Raw genomic sequence first — 15,783 nt, 5'->3', positions numbered from 1 at the left:
TCACTCTCCTCCTTTATAGGACATCCATTGTTGCTTTTGTGCAGGTGAAAGCAAATGGCACAGTCGATCACTTTCTTGTTGAATGATTTGGTGGCCATCCGATCGACCGAGCGCATCGTAGATTGCGAGTAATTGCAAAGTGAGGTGTGCCTCTTGGCGAATTGAATTTGCCTGACGAATCATGAGTTGGAGTTGTGCGATTGCTTGATTTTCATTCCCGTTCTTCAACATTGCTTCGATTTCTTCGAGTGGATTTTGTGAAGAAGTGCGCCGATGTTTGATTTTGACATTTGGCTTTTGTGGAGGAGATGTGTCTTGACTAATCAATACACCAACGGTTACCGCAACTCCAATGAACACGAGTAACAGGATGAGTAAAATCATTTTTTCACCTTCTTTGTATGGTGGGATACGATTCTTGTTTTATAAGGTTTAGGTGGAGAAGGAGATTCCGGTTCAGATAAAAAGTAGAAGACCACCACACCGAGCAGTATAAGGGTGATCATCACATGTCACCCTTATACTCGAATCGTTGTTGAATTTTTCGTCTGTTCGATAATTCGTGAAGTAACGCCTGATCAATTTCATGTTCATGGTAGAGCGTCTCTACTTCAACTTCATCAAGTGCTGTTCCGTCAGGCGTTAAGGTCATTAATGTGGTTCGTTGACGAACTTTTCCCATGAAGCGATCAACAATGACGATCGCTTGTTGCATTCGCGAGCGAGCATCATATCCAAGATAGCGACCGACGAAATCTGCTGCAGTCGTGTTCAACCAATCTCGGACAGTATCCCAATAGCGAATCAATAAGGCAGAAGCAACGGTACCGACTAATATCCAACCTAGTAAAAACAGTAGACTCATGATGATTCTCCTTTCTGGATAGAGAGTGATTGAGATGTTGTAGCGCGACGAGCTTGAATCGTGTCGTAGGCCGTTTGTACATGATCTTTAGTGAGTGCGGTATCGTGTGAGTTTGCAAGCTGAAGTGCGGCGTGAAGGAACATATCTTGAATGTCTGCACCACTAATGTCGCTATATAATGCGAGTTCGTCTAGAGTAATGGCGGAAGGGAGTGTATCTGGCATCATACGATTCCAAATATCGCGGCGCAATTCAAAAGTCGGTAAGCTAAAAGGAACATGAGCGAAAATACGTCGTTCAAAAGCGGAATCATAATTTTCGTATCGATTCGTTGTGAAGATGACGACCCCTTCATGACGTTCTAATTCGAGCAAGAGGACACTGCGTGATAAATTGACCCCGTGATCGGAGGCTTGAGTTAAAGATGATAGACGTTTTCCAAGCATCGAGTCCGCTTCGTCGAAGACAAGAACTGCATTGTTTTTACGGGCTTGTTCGAACAGTGCCGTAATATTTTTCGGAGTGTCTCCAACATATTTGGATTCAAGCTCGGCATAGTTCACGAGACAAAGAGGACGATTTAAATGGGATGCAATAGCTTCGGCCATCATCGACTTTCCGGTTCCAGGTGCACCTGAAAAATTGAGTACCAATGGTCGAGGACGCTTCAGGGTTTCGTGAACACCCCAATTTCTCAATGTAGTGTTCCAATGAAGCTCATAAGATAAGGCGTTATCGATAGTGGCACGGACGAACGGATCTACGACCACGTCATCAAGTGAGACTCTGGGCTTCGTGAAAGTGATGGTTGAAGACGGTGTTTGTCTTTCATCTGTACTTGATTCGACCGATGTTGTTTCGGCGTGAAGTGTGATCATTGGAATAGGTGTTAACAAAGAAGTTTTGGTTCGTTGAATCACACGTTGAATTTGTCTCGCTAAATCATGCAAAATAGGTTCGTCCATAAGTTTTGCAGTATCGTCTTGCATATAGAATGGGGCGTTTTCGACTTTTAAGGTAAGTTCTCCTGCCCGTAAATATGCAGGCTGACGAAGAATCGATAAATCGTGTTCAGGACTCATGCGTTTAAATGGGTTCATAGAAAAGACCTCCTCTTAAATGAATATAGCTTGAGTATAAGAAGAGGTCATGTTGTTGTGTAGGGAGAATAGTGGGGGGTTATTCGTATAACGCGCTCCAGTCAATTAAGGAATCAACGATTTCTTGACGCAACTTGTCGTCATTCGGTACGGCACGAGAGCCTAGTGCACGCAAAATACGCAAGATTTGTGGACGTTCTTCTATCGGGAAAGAAACAATCACGAGGTCTTCACTGAGAAATCGATGCAAATAAGGCTGCAGCGTGAATGCAATCCGTTCGAGGTCGAAAGAGTCTTTTGGGAACAAGGTGAGTACTACTTCTTGACGTTCGATGGAAGAATTAACTGTCTCATGAGAGTGACTGACTACTGAGCAGTGATTGATATGACCAATAAAGATTTGTTGATGGTTGCCGCATATATACAAACGGCCGCGTGTCGGATAAATTGAAAAATGGGTTGGCATAAGATGAATGATAGCTCCGGAGACGAGAGTCAGCGCAATGGTTGTTTGCTCCGTAATCGCATTTGCCACAGTATGGAGTAAGTGAAATTCTTCACGTGTGAACGTATTTTCGACGTAACTACTCCACCACCCATGCATCTCGAGAGTGATAGGAATCAATCCATGCTGGTTTAGGTAACTGGCACGACCACGATCAAGATGGTGCGGATTCATAACGTTCCCTCATTTCTAATAAGTGTTGATAAAACAGCGTACGTTCGGTTTGAGGTGCAACCCATTCGCACGAACTGCCAAAAGCACGTACCCAAGGGAAATACTGACGAGGTTCATCTGTCTCAATCCATACTTCTGTAACGTCTGAAGAAAAATGCATGTTGCGTAGGTGTGGTTGAATGTCGTGCCGGACTCGATTGAGAATCCAAGGATTTTTCGTGTCTGTACTAAAAAAACGAAGGTGAATGGATGTTGTATTTTGTGATGGGGATGGATATGTGAAGTCGCTCGGTAAAATATCGATATGACGAATTCGGTCGATTCGGATTTTTCGAGCACCTGGGTGGTTTGTTACAGCGTATATACGCTTCGTCAATGGTTCTTCTACTAAATCGAGAATATGACAGGTCAGTGCAACCTCTGCCTGTCGGTAGGTAAATATGGCACATTTCTTTTCTTGGAGTACAAGTTTTTGTAAAATGCTCCGTTTAGAAGCAGTGAGCAAAGGCAGCTCTTGAACCCCGTGAAGAGACACAAATGACATGGCTTGAGTAGAGAAATATTCACTCATAAATTGAGAAATTGGTGAATAGGTCGTGGTGGATGCATGTAGTGATGTTACATAGTAAACGATATGATCGGCAAGGCTTAATTGTTCGAACGGGTGAGGAATGGTTTGATATAATCCGTTATCCGTTTGGGACACGACTTGGAGTGAAATCAGTTGTTGGATGAGAGGTGTGGCTTCTTTTCGAGATAATCCTCGCTCATCAAGTTCGCTGTACGCGTTGAGCCACTCTTCAAGATGAACAGGACGAGAGAGGTCTTGAAGCGCATACCAAAGCGAAAGCGTCCGCTCAGCTTCGTAAGGAATCCCACCTTGCCGTTTGATCGTCTTGTCATATCCGTTCAGCGTACCGAGAAAAGAGATTGGGGTTCGGATAATACGGTATTTGCGCTTGCGACCATCTTTAGAAACATCCTGTAAGTAATTAGTTAAGGAAACGCCATGAAGGGTTTGGTAGCGGGTTAGAAGTCGAGACCAAATTTTTTCAAATCGCTTAGGAGTAACCTGAAGTAAGTGAGCTAACTCCGATTGCGTATGTCGACCTGGATAGAGGGTCAGTAATCGCAACAATTGTTCTTCCATAGAATGGTTATGAAAACGGTGCATAAACCTCTTCCTTTCATGCCCCTTAGGAAATTTTACTTTCTTATAGTGGGGGGAACCGGACACGGATTTGCAGATTGTGAGCGTGATAATCATGGTATGTTCGAATAGTGAGATTCCGTATATAGGATTTCTCTTAGCTTATTTAGAACGAATAACGTCTGTGCCTGCTACCTCTGCTCCACAGATAGGGCAGTTATATTCTGCCTTAATTTCTTCCATATACTCAGGGTCACCATTAATAGGTAGGTACCGAGGGTCTTCGGGGTTCTCGATATGCTCTTCTATATCGTCTATAAGACCTAAGCACAATCTAGTATTGGCATCCCAACTGATAGCAGAATCAGTGTGTCTACACTTAGGACACATAATAGAGTTATTCACAATTATCCTCCTCAATAATATCTTTATCTGGTACAGGGGGCATTTTACCTCCTAGACTCTGAACTAAACGCTCATAGTCTTCATGCATGACATCCTGGTGCATCTCGATATTAGTATGAGTGCCTAACGATAATCCCTCTCTAGATTTATGGGTCTGAAGCGGAACCGTACGCTTAGTTAACGTAATGACCTTTCCTTTCTTCGTCATGTTATATCCCTCACTTTATAAAGTTATGGTCTATGTGTCATCAAATGTAGAAACATTGCTGTGTTATACTGCATTCTACTCGATAGTTCTTGTAGATATTTTAACAAATTGCCGGATTGTTCCATCTAAGATGCTTGTTAGAGAAGTGTGAAACGATTGGTACGGATTGATCTGAAATTCCTATCTGTATGCCAGTTATAACTCTTAAATATACATTCCACAGACTAGACACCTGAGAAATAGAAAACTACTCCTATTCTATTTCAGTTCTATCAATCACTACGTTGCCTAAGTGAGCATAATGGTTGGTAACTATTTCGGTTGCTACATCAAGTTGTATCTGACTACAACACTTCAGTGTGTCAATCGATTTCGTATTCTTATGTTTAGATAGCACGATTACATAATCACTTGAAATCTCCAGCACATGTATATAGATGGGTTGAAACTTGATCCAATCAGTTCATGTCCATTCTTCATTATCTATGGTCCCTTTGTTTTCCCAGTGTCCGCTGTAGTTTCTTATAAGGGTTACAAGATTACCATCCCTTAAAGATTTACCAATATATAAAAATATTTTACCTAATATGTTCATTTTATACATTTCATAATCATGACGCCGATGGGAGATTTCTCATTGGCGTCATTGTTTTAACAGAAGTATAATGGACCACCTTTTGGTGGCAAGTGTTGCCAGGTGAATGTTTATTTTGGTGCGCTATGATGATCTCTACGAGGTTTTGAGTAATGAGAGCTTTTGATATTCGAGTAATTTCAAAGACGCTAAACAATTCTGAAATTGAAATTCTAGTGATATATTCTCACTTAACTTGTTTCGTAACATCATTCTATTAAAGAAAAATCAAAGGTCATCAACCATGACAAGGACGTGTGGGCAGAGTATCTCACGTTTCAATTCCATTAAGGAAAAATTAAAGGGAATGAGCCTAATGTATAACTTCGCGTTGAAAATGTGATTTCAATTCCATTAAGGAAAGATCAAAGTAATTTTGAATCCTCCAAAACCGAAGCCTAAGCCGAAACCGTTTCAATTCCATTAAGGAAAGATCAAAGTGGGCCTAAGCACCAATCATTCAACTTGTCGGCATCGGTCAGTTTCAATTCCATTAAGGAAAGATCAAAGACGCGATGGCCTTGAACAACATCGAGACAATCAGCGCGTAGTTTCAATTCCATTAAAGAAAGATCAAAGGGGGAATCATATCAGAGGAGTTGGTTTAGATGAGTAAGAGTTTCAATTCCATTAAGGAAAGATCAAAGTTGATGGCTTCACTGGAGCTGAAATCGAGCAGGTCGTCAAGGAGTTTCAATTCCATTAAGGAAAGATCAAAGGACCGTCCCCTTGGTGGCCATGAGCGCCTCCTTCAGGTGTGTTTCAATTCCATTAAGGAAAGATCAAAGACAACAATTCGTTCAATCACGTCGTACAATCACTATCATGTTTCAATTCCATTAAGGAAAGATCAAAGACGGGTATGGCAGTTTGCGAAACAGGGTCGCGCGATGGAGTTTCAATTCCATTAAGGAAAGATCAAAGAGGAAACAAGATGTATCAAGCACGTCGCGAATTGAACCGTGTTTCAATTCCATTAAGGAAAGATCAAAGATCACGTATCGTCCTATCACTCACTATCTTGTCTATGTTCGTTTCAATTCCATTAAGGAAAGATCAAAGGCTCCATCGCATCCGTCTCTTAGAGCGACATATCGCCTATGTTTCAATTCCATTGAGGAAAGATCAAAGTCGAGATTTCCGCGGAAGAATATCGCTCGAACGAGTTGAGTTTCAATTCCATTAAGGAAAGATCAAAGCCGATGGAATTCAAGAAAGCGGCGAAGTTCTTGCGCCAGTTTCAATTCCATTAAGGAAAAATCAAAGTTATGACCCGAATAACTTCGAGCAATGCTCATGGGTCGCGTTTCAATTCCATTAAGGAAAGATCAAAGCTGGCAACGGGCCGGATCGACCGAGCATGCACGCCAGGGCGTGGTTTCAATTCCATTAAGGAAAGATCAAAGCATTCAGCCGTCCTTGACGCTCGTACAGCGTGGCCCAGGTTTCAATTCCATTAAGGAAAGATCAAAGTATAGCTACTGCCAAGGAACTTATTAATATGGCCTTGGATAGTTTCAATTCCATTAAGGAAAGATCAAAGGGGCCACATCGGATGTGTCGACAATGGAGGGAAAAGCAGTTTCAATTCCATTAAGGAAAGATCAAAGGCACTTAAATGTGTGAAAAATCCCATAATTATAGGATGATTAAGCCCTTTAATCTATTTAATCATACTCAAAATCGAAAGACAAATCCTTCTATACATATAAATAGAAAAACAGTATCATTAAAGGTAAACATTACATGTTTAAATACATATATTTCCCTATCGTAATTCACTTCATACAACGTTTAATCACTTACAGTTAGGATGGTGAATGATGAAATTATTTTCATTTGTAGGAACAGGAGATTATCAAGAAACTTCATATTCCTTTGATGGGACTACTCCTTCGAAACCAACGCGCTACATGCCTGTTGCACTGATTGAACTATTGGCTGCTCATGAACCAGTAAAAGAATTGATTTTAATGGTGACTCCACAAGCGAAAGCGACACATCTAAATAATCTTGAAACTGAGTTGAGTCAGCGCTTTCCGAATCTTCCCTTCCAAGTCATTGAGTATCACTATGCGGATTCTCAAATTGAATGGACATTGTTTGAAAAATGGATGTCGATTCTTGAAAAGGAAGATACGTTCGCAATTGATTTAACGCATGGTATGCGTAGCTTATCTATTCTTTCCGTTCCAATCTCTCAATTTTCAACGTTATTCGCTGAGGCGAATATGACTCATCTATTTTATGGGAATTTCCAACCACATGCATCGGTCAATCTGATTATTGATTTGCAGAATGTTCTTCTCGTGGAAGAGTGGACTTATGCAATCCGACAATTTTTAGAGACCGGGCAAAGCAACGCCCTAAAACGGCTAACGGATCGTGCACGTCAAACGTATGCGATGACGTCGGAAACAAGAACTCTCTTCCCGTTTATGCAAATCGCTGACGTCCTCGACCAGTTTGTAACATATCTCAATTTGAACCGTTATCAATTAATCGTTCAACACATCTCAAAATTAAAAAAAGCTTTGAACGTTGAAGTTCCTAAAGATGCACGTTTGTTACCTTATCGTTTATTAGTAGAGCAATTGCGTGAGGATTTGGCTCAATTTATAAACGCCCAAAACGATGTAGATATACATATTGCCCTCTATGACTGGTATATGAAACACAATCGAATTTTACAAGCGATTACCGTTTGGCGAGAATCTATCGTAACAGTAGCGGCTCGCTCGCTAGGTATAGACCCGTATGTTCAAGAAGTACGCAAAAAATTAGATCGCACGCTGACGGCATACACGAAGGGATATGAGCTCGGTGAGGGGGCAGGTCGAGACGAAAACCTGTTTTTTGCATCGCTCCATCAACTCTCATCTTCGTGCCGTGATAATTTGGCGCACATTCAAGAAAAGCGAAATGATATGAACCACATGGGATTACGTGAGAGCTCAAGTGGTGCGAATAAATTGCTTAGTCTCCAACAACAATCGAATATTCGTGAGCTACACATTGAAGTGTTGCGACACATTGCAAGAATGGAGGTAGAACATGCGCCTCATACTTGAAATCGAACCGGAACAAATAGGATATCTTCCTGGTCATTATCGTGATTGGTTACGTGCTGTCGTGTATCGAACATTACAAGATCGAACAGTACATGATGCACCTTGTCCATATTTTACCTTTTCGATGTTGCGAGGAAATATACGGTTTGACACGAAACGAAAAGAGTTCAACGTTTCAGGACCCTGTCGATGGGAAGTTCGATTCATCCGTATTGAAGATTTGCGAGCATTTAAGGAAACTCTTCGGAAAGAAAGGTCAATTCAGCTAGGAAAATCTAAATTTTGGATCAACTCGCTCGAGACACCCGACGTTCCGAAATTTAATCCAATCATGCACCTCCATTTGGACAGTCCGATTACAACATTCCAAACGAGCGAAGGCAAGCGTCGTTATTTTCATCCTGCAGAGGGCGAATTTTATCATCAGTTAGAACAGAATGCGCGTTTTAAATACAACTTTCACTATGGAAAGGAATATAACGGTCCATTTGAGTTGATTCCGACTTCTGACGAGTTTAATAAAAATGTATCGAAGATTCGAAAAACATACGTTACGGCGTATTATGGACGATTTGATTTAAAAGCGGATGAAGACATGCAACGCATCTTGTATTTAGTTGGATTAGGAAGTCATAATGCGAGTGGTCATGGCATGACTCGCGTTATTCACTATTAAAGGAGGAGACGTATGAAGAGTGCCTTACAGCAACGTACCGCTTTGCAACAAGTGACATTATCTCTTCAGGGGGTCACACCTATCGCGATTCATGGTGCAATGTCTGATGAGAGAAAAAAGATGGTTTCAGAATTAAGAATCCCATCGTTAAAAGGGATGATTCGGTATTGGTACCGAGCAAGCCAGGACGGACCGATTGACGTGATTCGTGAGCAGGAAGTCAAACTGTTCGGCGGTGCGCTCGGAAGTCAAAAGCAGAAGTCGATGTTACGGTTGTCAATGTCTGAACCAGAAACGTGTAAAAAAGTAGAGTTTCGACCAAGTCATTCGAAAGGCTTTACAATTTCGGCTCTCCAAGTGAACGGATGGGACATTCATCTTTCTGCAAAAAAAACGGAAAAAGGTTTTGAAGAGGCGGTCGCAACAGTCAAGTTCGCTTTCGCAGTCGGAGGCGTCGGACAGCGTGCACGGCGCGGCGCAGGTTCGCTTCAAACTGAAGTGTATAAAGATTCCGATGCATATTTGACTGACGTAAGAACGCAACTTGACATACTCGGTACTCCATACTCACGTGAAGGGGGGCTGTTACGGGCAACGACCCTAGTTAAAACGGACCGCCCACAGTGGCGCCAAACGATACTTATTGAGAAAACGTATGATACTGCAGAAGAAGCGTTAAAGAAATTGCGTCTTGCTGCGCATAATGCTTCAGAAGGTACGTTACATGGTGCTCTTGGGAAAGTGAAAGGTGGACGATATGCTTCACCGCTACATGCGACGGTCAAACATTTCAAGGACGGTTATCGTGTCATCGTGACAGAAGTGTCACAAACGACTCGCTCACCACATCCCCAGTTTGAAAAGGCGAAAAACCGATTCATGGAGACATTGATGTCATAACGATGGAGGAATGTATGAAACATTATCTCGTGTATTCGATTGGTCCGGTACAATCTTTTATCGCATCGGCCCGAAAAACAGAAGACTTATGGAGTGGCAGTCATCTCTTGGCTGAATTGAGTAAACAGGCAATGCGTGTATATGCTCCTTTTGTCACGACCTGGGTCCAACCAGGAAGCCGACCAAAAGAATTATCAGATGTCGCTGATGTGCCGAACCGATTCAGTGTGATTTTAGAGGCGGATGCAAAAAAAATCATTGAACTGTCGAAAGAGGCCGAAAAGGCGATTATCAGCTATTTACAGAAAATTGGGGAAACATCACTAGAAATGCTGTTTCAATCAGTTCCTCTCGATACATTTGAACAGATGCGAAAAGAAATGGAGCGTTTACCTGAAATATATTGGGCATTTCGTCCACTTCCGTCAGAAGAATCGTTTAAAGATGTAAGGGGAGAAGTAGAAAAGAATCTGGCCTCAGTAAAGGCAAACCGATCGCTCCACATCCTGAAACAATCAGGACTGACGTGTAAACTCTGTTCTGAAAGATCAGCACTGAGTGCTGAACATCCAACTGTAGAAATGACATATGCGGAGCTGATGGCTCAACAAAACCGATTATGGAGTCAGCTTCGTGAAGAGAAGAATCACATCGTGCGAGCAGGGGAACATTTATGTGGGGTTTGTCTGACGAAACGAATGCGTCGTACATTACTTCGAACAGAGTTCGGAACTCAATTTGATTCCTTCCCTTCTACTCGTGAATTTACACCAAACCACACTGAGCATGGCTATTATGCTGTGCTCATGATGGATGGGGATAACATGGGACAGTGGATTCAAGAAGGAAAATTGACAGGAAAAGTGGATATTGAAAGTCAGCAGGAGTTATCGCAACGATTAGGTCGATTCGCTGAGCAGACGGTTCGTGAATTGATGGCGGAGAAGCAACTGAGAATTGTATATGCCGGTGGGGATGATGTGATGGCGTTTGGTGAAATCACGGACGTATTACGTTATGCGACAGAGTTACGCCGAGCATTCGGGACTAATGAGGACGGCCTTGCTCATGGAGCGACCGCATCAGCCGGGATTGTCATCGCGCACGCGAAAGTCCCGCTTCAGTCAGTTCTTCAACAAGTACGCGTGATGGAGAAGACTGCGAAAGCTTACGAGGATCGCCATCAAACAAAAGATGCGATTGGACTCTCACTCATGAGTCATAGTGGTCAAATCCGACAAACCGTGCTCCCTTTCAAATTAGAACAGGACTGGACGACGGAGTGGGTGTTGGAACTTTCAAAACTGCTTAAAACTGGAATCAGTTTCACCTTCCTTCAACACTTCGCCGAAAGCATGAAGCCACTCGTACATGAACTAAAAGGTGAAAAACCGTTTATCGACCATCCGATGGTCGAAAGCGAATTAACGCGACTCGTTAAACGGGCATCTTACAAGCTTGAACCTGAAAATCAAAGACAGCTGGTACAAAAACTGACATACATGTATACGACACTGCCAGGACAATTTTTGGAGTTTCGTCAATTAGTTGAGATGGCACGTTTTCTCGGAGAACATGTTGAGAAAGGAGTATCGGATGCAACTGCTACATACAATGGATAGTTTCTATTTTCGGGGACATGGATCATTTGGAATAGGGGACCAGATTGGTGCGCCGTCTTTATTTCCTCCACGTCCTGGGACCGTTTACGGAGCATATCGAACCGCATGGATCGAACGAAATGGGACTATTGAAGATTTTTTAAATGGGGATTACGCTGAATCGATTGGAACACCCGAACAGTCTGGTGCACTTCAACTGCGTGGACTCTTTCTTAAAAAAGGCGAGGATATTTTTCTTCCGTTGCCATACGACCATCAAGTTGTCGATGGAAAGGCTTATCCGCTCGAGTTACGAAAAGGATTAGGTTATGAGAGTGATGGAGCAGTTTATCGACTGTATGGTCCCATTGATCAAAAATCGGAGTCTGCTGATGGAAAATGGATTCGACTGAGAGACGTAGAGGAACTTCTGACGCATCATCGTCCTGTCGAAGTGTTTCCGCGAAGTTATTTTGTTCATGAAGAACCAAAAGTGGGTGTGGCGCTAGATCGAGTGAGCGGTCGTGTCGAAGAGTCGATGCTCTATCAAATCAATCGTTTACGGTTAAAACGAGACGTTTCTCTTCTAGTTGACTCGACATTAAACGAGACGTTGCCTACGGTGAAGCTCGGTCAAGGAAGTACGAGATGGTTGGTCGCTGAAGACGACACGCACACGATTCCAATCCGTATCGGGTCTACTGAATCTGACACGCTTCGCGTAACGTGGCTCACGCCTGCGGTGATTACGGAACCTCTCGTGATGGAAGGAAGATTTCGTTATTTTGATGCACCGTGGATTCAGACTGCGATGGCGAGAACTGGCCTAGATGGAGGATGGGATATGGTGAAACAACGACCGAAAATTCGAAAAACGTTGATTCCGGCAGGCACATCATTATTGGTTGATGCGAGAGGACAATCGTTAACGGATTTACCATCACAATTGACAGATGAAGGCAAGGAACAAGGCTATGGTCGAGTCATGTACTCATCAGGCCCATCGTTAAAGGAGGAAATGAAATGAAATCAATCACACAACTCTGGTTTATGCGTGCTCTCAGTCCACTTCATGTCGGTAGCGGAAGCGAGATTGGTATTGTTGATTTGCCGATTCAGCGAGAAAAGCATACTCAGTTCCCAAAAATCGATAGTTCCTCTTTTAAAGGGGCACTGCGCTCGCATTATTATGGGAAATGGGAAGAACAGAACAAGCTGCATAACGTATTTGGTTCGGACGCGGGAGCAAAAGACGGAGCTCAAGCGGGTGCAATTTCTACAAGTGACTGCCGTACACTCCTCTTTCCAGTCAAGTCGATGAAAGGGGTATTTGGTTATGTGACGTGCCCATACGTCTTAGACCGATTTAACCGCGAAATGGCCGCGTATGGATTGGCGCTGCGATTGCCGGTTCCTGATCTGTCAGAAGGGGACGTGGCTGTATCCTCTGATAAGTTGTTGATTACAAGAAAAGTGGTCTTAGAAGAGTTTGTGTATTCTGCTAAACAGAGTAGCGACGTAACGGAACTCGCATCGCGTATTGCGAAATATTTTGATGCAGACCCTTCTATTACGGATCGGATCATCGTTGTATCGGATGATGAGTTCAAGCAGTTTGTCGAACTGTCAACGGAAGTGAATGCCCGCATTCAAATCAATGAAGAGACTGGTACGGTTACCGATGGAGCACTCTTCTATGAAGAAAATGTACCCGTCGAAACGCTCATGTACACGCTCTTCCATATCGGAGAGACAAAATCAATCCAAGACGGAAAACGGGAACATTTAGGATATCCGGCCGAACGGGTGAAACAAGAGTTGAACCAATCTTTCCCGAACGTTTTGCAAGTCGGTGGAAATGCGACGCTTGGCCGCGGGATGATGCAAATTGTATCAGCTGAGGAGGTGCTCGTATGATAGAAAGCGGTCGTGCAAAACATGCCTATGATTGCACCCAAATGAAAAAAGGTTCCACCGAATATCGATCCTATGTGAAAAAAATGCCGATGATGATTAAAGTGAACGGCTTAGCCCAAACCATCGTGTTTTATGAAAGCAAGAGTCATGATCACCGTGATGTGGTGAAGCATGTAGAATCGTGGCTGCGGAAGGAAGAAGTACGTAAACGTCTATCCTTGCCCGATAAAGTGAGTCTTATGGAGGCTGTATGCAAAATGGAGACGGAGCAGTATCGTCTCGTAACATATGAAATTATGGAGCTCTTAGGGTGGATGCGTCGATTTGTAGATGCGCATGCGAAGACGAAGGAAGATCAGACATGACGAAGTATAGTAATGCTCCTTTTTTAAATCTAGCGGACGGTTTGACGAAAGATCATTTGGCGTACTCGATGAATTATAATCTTTCATTCGAAGATGAAAGAAACGGAGGATTGAAGGCTAAATTTGGAACACAGCATATTCATACGAGCCCGAGTCAATCTAAATTGATTTCCGCTACCTATGAACGGGATGTATGGTTACTAGACCAAACGGAACGATTGTATGAACGTTTATGGGTGAGTGGAGAAGGGTCCTTTATGTCGGGATTGGGCGCCCCACATGTAAGTGAAGCAGGAGTGTTGATTCATACAGTTTACGGTGTCCCATATTTGAACGCATCATCCATAAAAGGGATGGTACGAGATTGGGCTGTCACGGCTGAAGTAGAGAACGATTTAATCGATCGTTTATTTGGTACAACAGAAGATGCCGGTTTAATTCAGTTCTGGGATGTTGTTTTCTGTGACGTGACGCTTGAACCGGATATTATGACCCCTCATTATGGGAAATATTATAACGGGAGCTCAGCAACCGATACAGATTCACCAATTCCGATTTCATTTTTCCGTGCACGAGTTAATCGTCCCGCTCCATTGATTTTGACGACATCTTCACGTGCTTCAAAAGACGATTTGGAATTGGCAACTGAATGTGTGATCCAAGCGTTTAGCGAATTTGGTTACGGAGCCAAAACAACGAGCGGGTATGGTCGATTCACTGTCACGAAAGAAGCAGACGATGTGAAAAGTAAGCGATGGAAAGCGATTCAGGAAGAAGCATTAGAAGCTGAACAACGTGCAAGCGAAGAGAAAAAGCGAATCGAAGGCGAAATGGCGCTCATGCAACGCGTTGCTCATTTGTCGCAAAGTGAGCAACAACTCGTCCTCGAATTGTATCAAGAACTACAAACCGCAATGGGTGAAAATAAACAGGAACTTGTTGATGCTTTAAAGGCGAAGGAAAAAATGGAGGTTGCCACTCGTTTCCCGAAAGAGGTTGGGACGGTTTATCGCCAATTTGCAAAGCAATTCGGCTTTTGGGAGAAACCGAGTAAGAAACTGATTGAGCGTCTGAAACCTCTGAAGGAAGCTCTAAAAGGAATCAACGAATGAGTAAGGCAGTATATGCGATTGTGACGACAGGTATTTCCATATCGAACAAACCTCGGGTAATGGATGTCACACGTGAGGATCTGAAACGATTATCAGCTGAAACAAACTTGATCTCAGGATGGATTCATGAAGGTCATTTGTATGACACTTCTGAAATAACGCTTTTACATAGCGATACCGAACCAGGGAGAAAGAGTGTTGGTGAAATTCAATTCTATTTGAACAAAGTGTATCCGAACCTTATTTTAAAAACGGTTGAAGTCGAAAGCTTGGACATGGGAAGTTTACGACAAGGGCTTGAAGGAATGTACCGCTTCATACAACAGTTGACCAATTTGTTAACGAAATACCCAGCTGCTCACACAGTATTTGGTCCGATTGGTGGTTATAAGAGTATGACTGCCTTATCATACTCTTTGGCGGTTTCATATGGTTATCCGATTTGGTACTTGCATGAAACGATGGATCGTCCGATCACTTTGCCGACATTACCGATGGTGTTCGACCAGTCAGTTCTTGCAGTGAATGAAGTTCGCCAAGCAATTCAAGAGATGACATTTCGAATGGGGTATGATTGGAGCAATTGTATTCATGAAGACGAACTGTCAATGGATACTAAACTAGTGGTGAACCAACATCCACTACTATTTTATCGACTGGACGAGTTAGTGGCCATCTCACCTCTTGCGAGAACGCACTTGGAGAAGCGTCCAGAATTGTGGCATTTGCAAATTTATATCAGACAAAAAAAGTTGCTTAAACATCGTGTGCCTTTACAAATACTTCGTGATGAATTTGAAAGCTTATACCAAACGGAAAGAAATTCAAAATGGATAAAGCGATTTCAACATGAGCGGCAATTACAGAAAACAAAAAATAAATCCTGGCCATATTCCTTGTATCGTATGGACAATAAACAATATTCCTTCCGTGCATTGTATCAGTTGTCTGATGAAGGTGAATTGTATTTGTATCATGTATGGGAAAAGCATCAAGATTACGAACGAGAAATCAATAAATTCGATTTTTCGAAAGATGTGGCTTCTTTCGATACAAATGAGTATACACTCGCTTCGTTAGAAGACTGAATCAAAAACGTC

The 15,783-nt window shown here is 42.7% G+C and carries 15 protein-coding genes and 1 CRISPR repeat array; of the genes, 9 read left to right on the top strand and 6 right to left on the bottom strand.

Annotated elements, in window-relative coordinates:
- The 6 genes from LCM29_RS10255 to LCM29_RS10230 form a co-directional block, all read right to left on the bottom strand.
- Positions 1-384, bottom strand: coding sequence for a hypothetical protein (locus LCM29_RS10255; protein WP_224862532.1), 384 nt, complete (start codon positions 382-384; stop codon positions 1-3).
- Between the two features lie 121 nt (positions 385-505).
- Positions 506-865: a hypothetical protein gene (locus LCM29_RS10250; protein ID WP_224862530.1), complete on the bottom strand. Its 360-nt coding sequence runs from the start codon at positions 863-865 to the stop codon at positions 506-508.
- Positions 862-1,965, bottom strand: coding sequence for an ATP-binding protein (locus LCM29_RS10245; RefSeq protein WP_224862528.1), 1,104 nt, complete (start codon positions 1,963-1,965; stop codon positions 862-864). Before LCM29_RS10245 ends, LCM29_RS10250 begins: the two co-directional genes overlap by 4 nt.
- Positions 1,966-2,044: 79 nt before the next feature.
- Positions 2,045-2,644, bottom strand: a complete 600-nt coding sequence (locus LCM29_RS10240) for a hypothetical protein (RefSeq protein ID WP_224862527.1) — start codon at positions 2,642-2,644, stop codon at positions 2,045-2,047.
- Complete coding sequence (locus LCM29_RS10235) at positions 2,625-3,818, bottom strand: WYL domain-containing protein (RefSeq protein ID WP_224862525.1); 1,194 nt, start codon at positions 3,816-3,818, stop codon at positions 2,625-2,627. The genes LCM29_RS10240 and LCM29_RS10235 overlap by 20 nt, the downstream gene beginning before the upstream one ends.
- Positions 3,819-4,191: 373 nt before the next feature.
- Positions 4,192-4,407, bottom strand: a complete 216-nt coding sequence (locus tag LCM29_RS10230) for a hypothetical protein (protein ID WP_224862523.1) — start codon at positions 4,405-4,407, stop codon at positions 4,192-4,194.
- Positions 4,408-5,316: 909 nt separating this feature from the next.
- A CRISPR array of direct repeats spans positions 5,317-6,651; the repeat unit is 29 nt; unit sequence GTTTCAATTCCATTAAGGAAAGATCAAAG.
- Positions 6,652-6,864: 213 nt separating this feature from the next.
- Here LCM29_RS10230 and LCM29_RS10225 point away from each other — a divergent pair.
- Genes LCM29_RS10225 through LCM29_RS10185 form a run of 9 tightly spaced genes read left to right on the top strand, consistent with a single transcriptional unit; the run spans position 6,865 to position 15,771 of the window.
- Positions 6,865-8,112, top strand: a complete 1,248-nt coding sequence (locus LCM29_RS10225; protein ID WP_224862521.1) for a TM1812 family CRISPR-associated protein — start codon at positions 6,865-6,867, stop codon at positions 8,110-8,112.
- Positions 8,096-8,788: a CRISPR-associated endoribonuclease Cas6 gene (cas6, locus tag LCM29_RS10220; protein WP_224862519.1), complete on the top strand. Its 693-nt coding sequence runs from the start codon at positions 8,096-8,098 to the stop codon at positions 8,786-8,788. The genes LCM29_RS10225 and cas6 overlap by 17 nt, the downstream gene beginning before the upstream one ends.
- A 12-nt stretch (positions 8,789-8,800) precedes the next feature.
- Entirely contained in the window at positions 8,801-9,688 is an 888-nt protein-coding gene (gene cmr1 / locus LCM29_RS10215) for a type III-B CRISPR module RAMP protein Cmr1 (RefSeq protein WP_224862517.1), read from the top strand.
- 14 nt (positions 9,689-9,702) lie between these two features.
- A complete protein-coding gene (gene cas10 / locus LCM29_RS10210) occupies positions 9,703-11,310 on the top strand; it encodes a type III-B CRISPR-associated protein Cas10/Cmr2 (RefSeq protein WP_224862515.1) in 1,608 nt (535 codons plus the stop codon).
- On the top strand, positions 11,285-12,316 hold the full coding sequence (locus LCM29_RS10205) for a type III-B CRISPR module-associated Cmr3 family protein (RefSeq protein WP_224862513.1): 1,032 nt from the start codon (positions 11,285-11,287) through the stop codon (positions 12,314-12,316). Before cas10 ends, LCM29_RS10205 begins: the two co-directional genes overlap by 26 nt.
- The gene (gene cmr4 / locus LCM29_RS10200; RefSeq protein WP_224862510.1) at positions 12,313-13,206 is read left to right on the top strand and encodes a type III-B CRISPR module RAMP protein Cmr4; all 894 of its coding nucleotides are present in this window, start codon (positions 12,313-12,315) and stop codon (positions 13,204-13,206) included. Before LCM29_RS10205 ends, cmr4 begins: the two co-directional genes overlap by 4 nt.
- Positions 13,203-13,571 carry a type III-B CRISPR module-associated protein Cmr5 gene (gene cmr5, locus LCM29_RS10195; protein WP_224862508.1) on the top strand — a complete coding sequence of 123 codons (369 nt, stop codon included), beginning with the start codon at positions 13,203-13,205 and terminating at the stop codon, positions 13,569-13,571. The genes cmr4 and cmr5 overlap by 4 nt, the downstream gene beginning before the upstream one ends.
- On the top strand, positions 13,568-14,683 hold the full coding sequence (gene cmr6, locus LCM29_RS10190) for a type III-B CRISPR module RAMP protein Cmr6 (RefSeq protein WP_224862506.1): 1,116 nt from the start codon (positions 13,568-13,570) through the stop codon (positions 14,681-14,683). Before cmr5 ends, cmr6 begins: the two co-directional genes overlap by 4 nt.
- The gene (locus LCM29_RS10185) at positions 14,680-15,771 is read left to right on the top strand and encodes a putative CRISPR-associated protein (protein WP_224862504.1); all 1,092 of its coding nucleotides are present in this window, start codon (positions 14,680-14,682) and stop codon (positions 15,769-15,771) included. The genes cmr6 and LCM29_RS10185 overlap by 4 nt, the downstream gene beginning before the upstream one ends.
- Positions 15,772-15,783 lie beyond the last annotated feature (12 nt).

Origin of the sequence: Exiguobacterium aestuarii (assembly GCF_020171655.1) — a bacterium.
Taxonomy (GTDB): domain Bacteria; phylum Bacillota; class Bacilli; order Exiguobacteriales; family Exiguobacteriaceae; genus Exiguobacterium; species Exiguobacterium aestuarii_A.
Note: the sequence above shows the minus strand (reverse complement) of the source record. Positions and strands in the feature narration are given on the sequence as shown.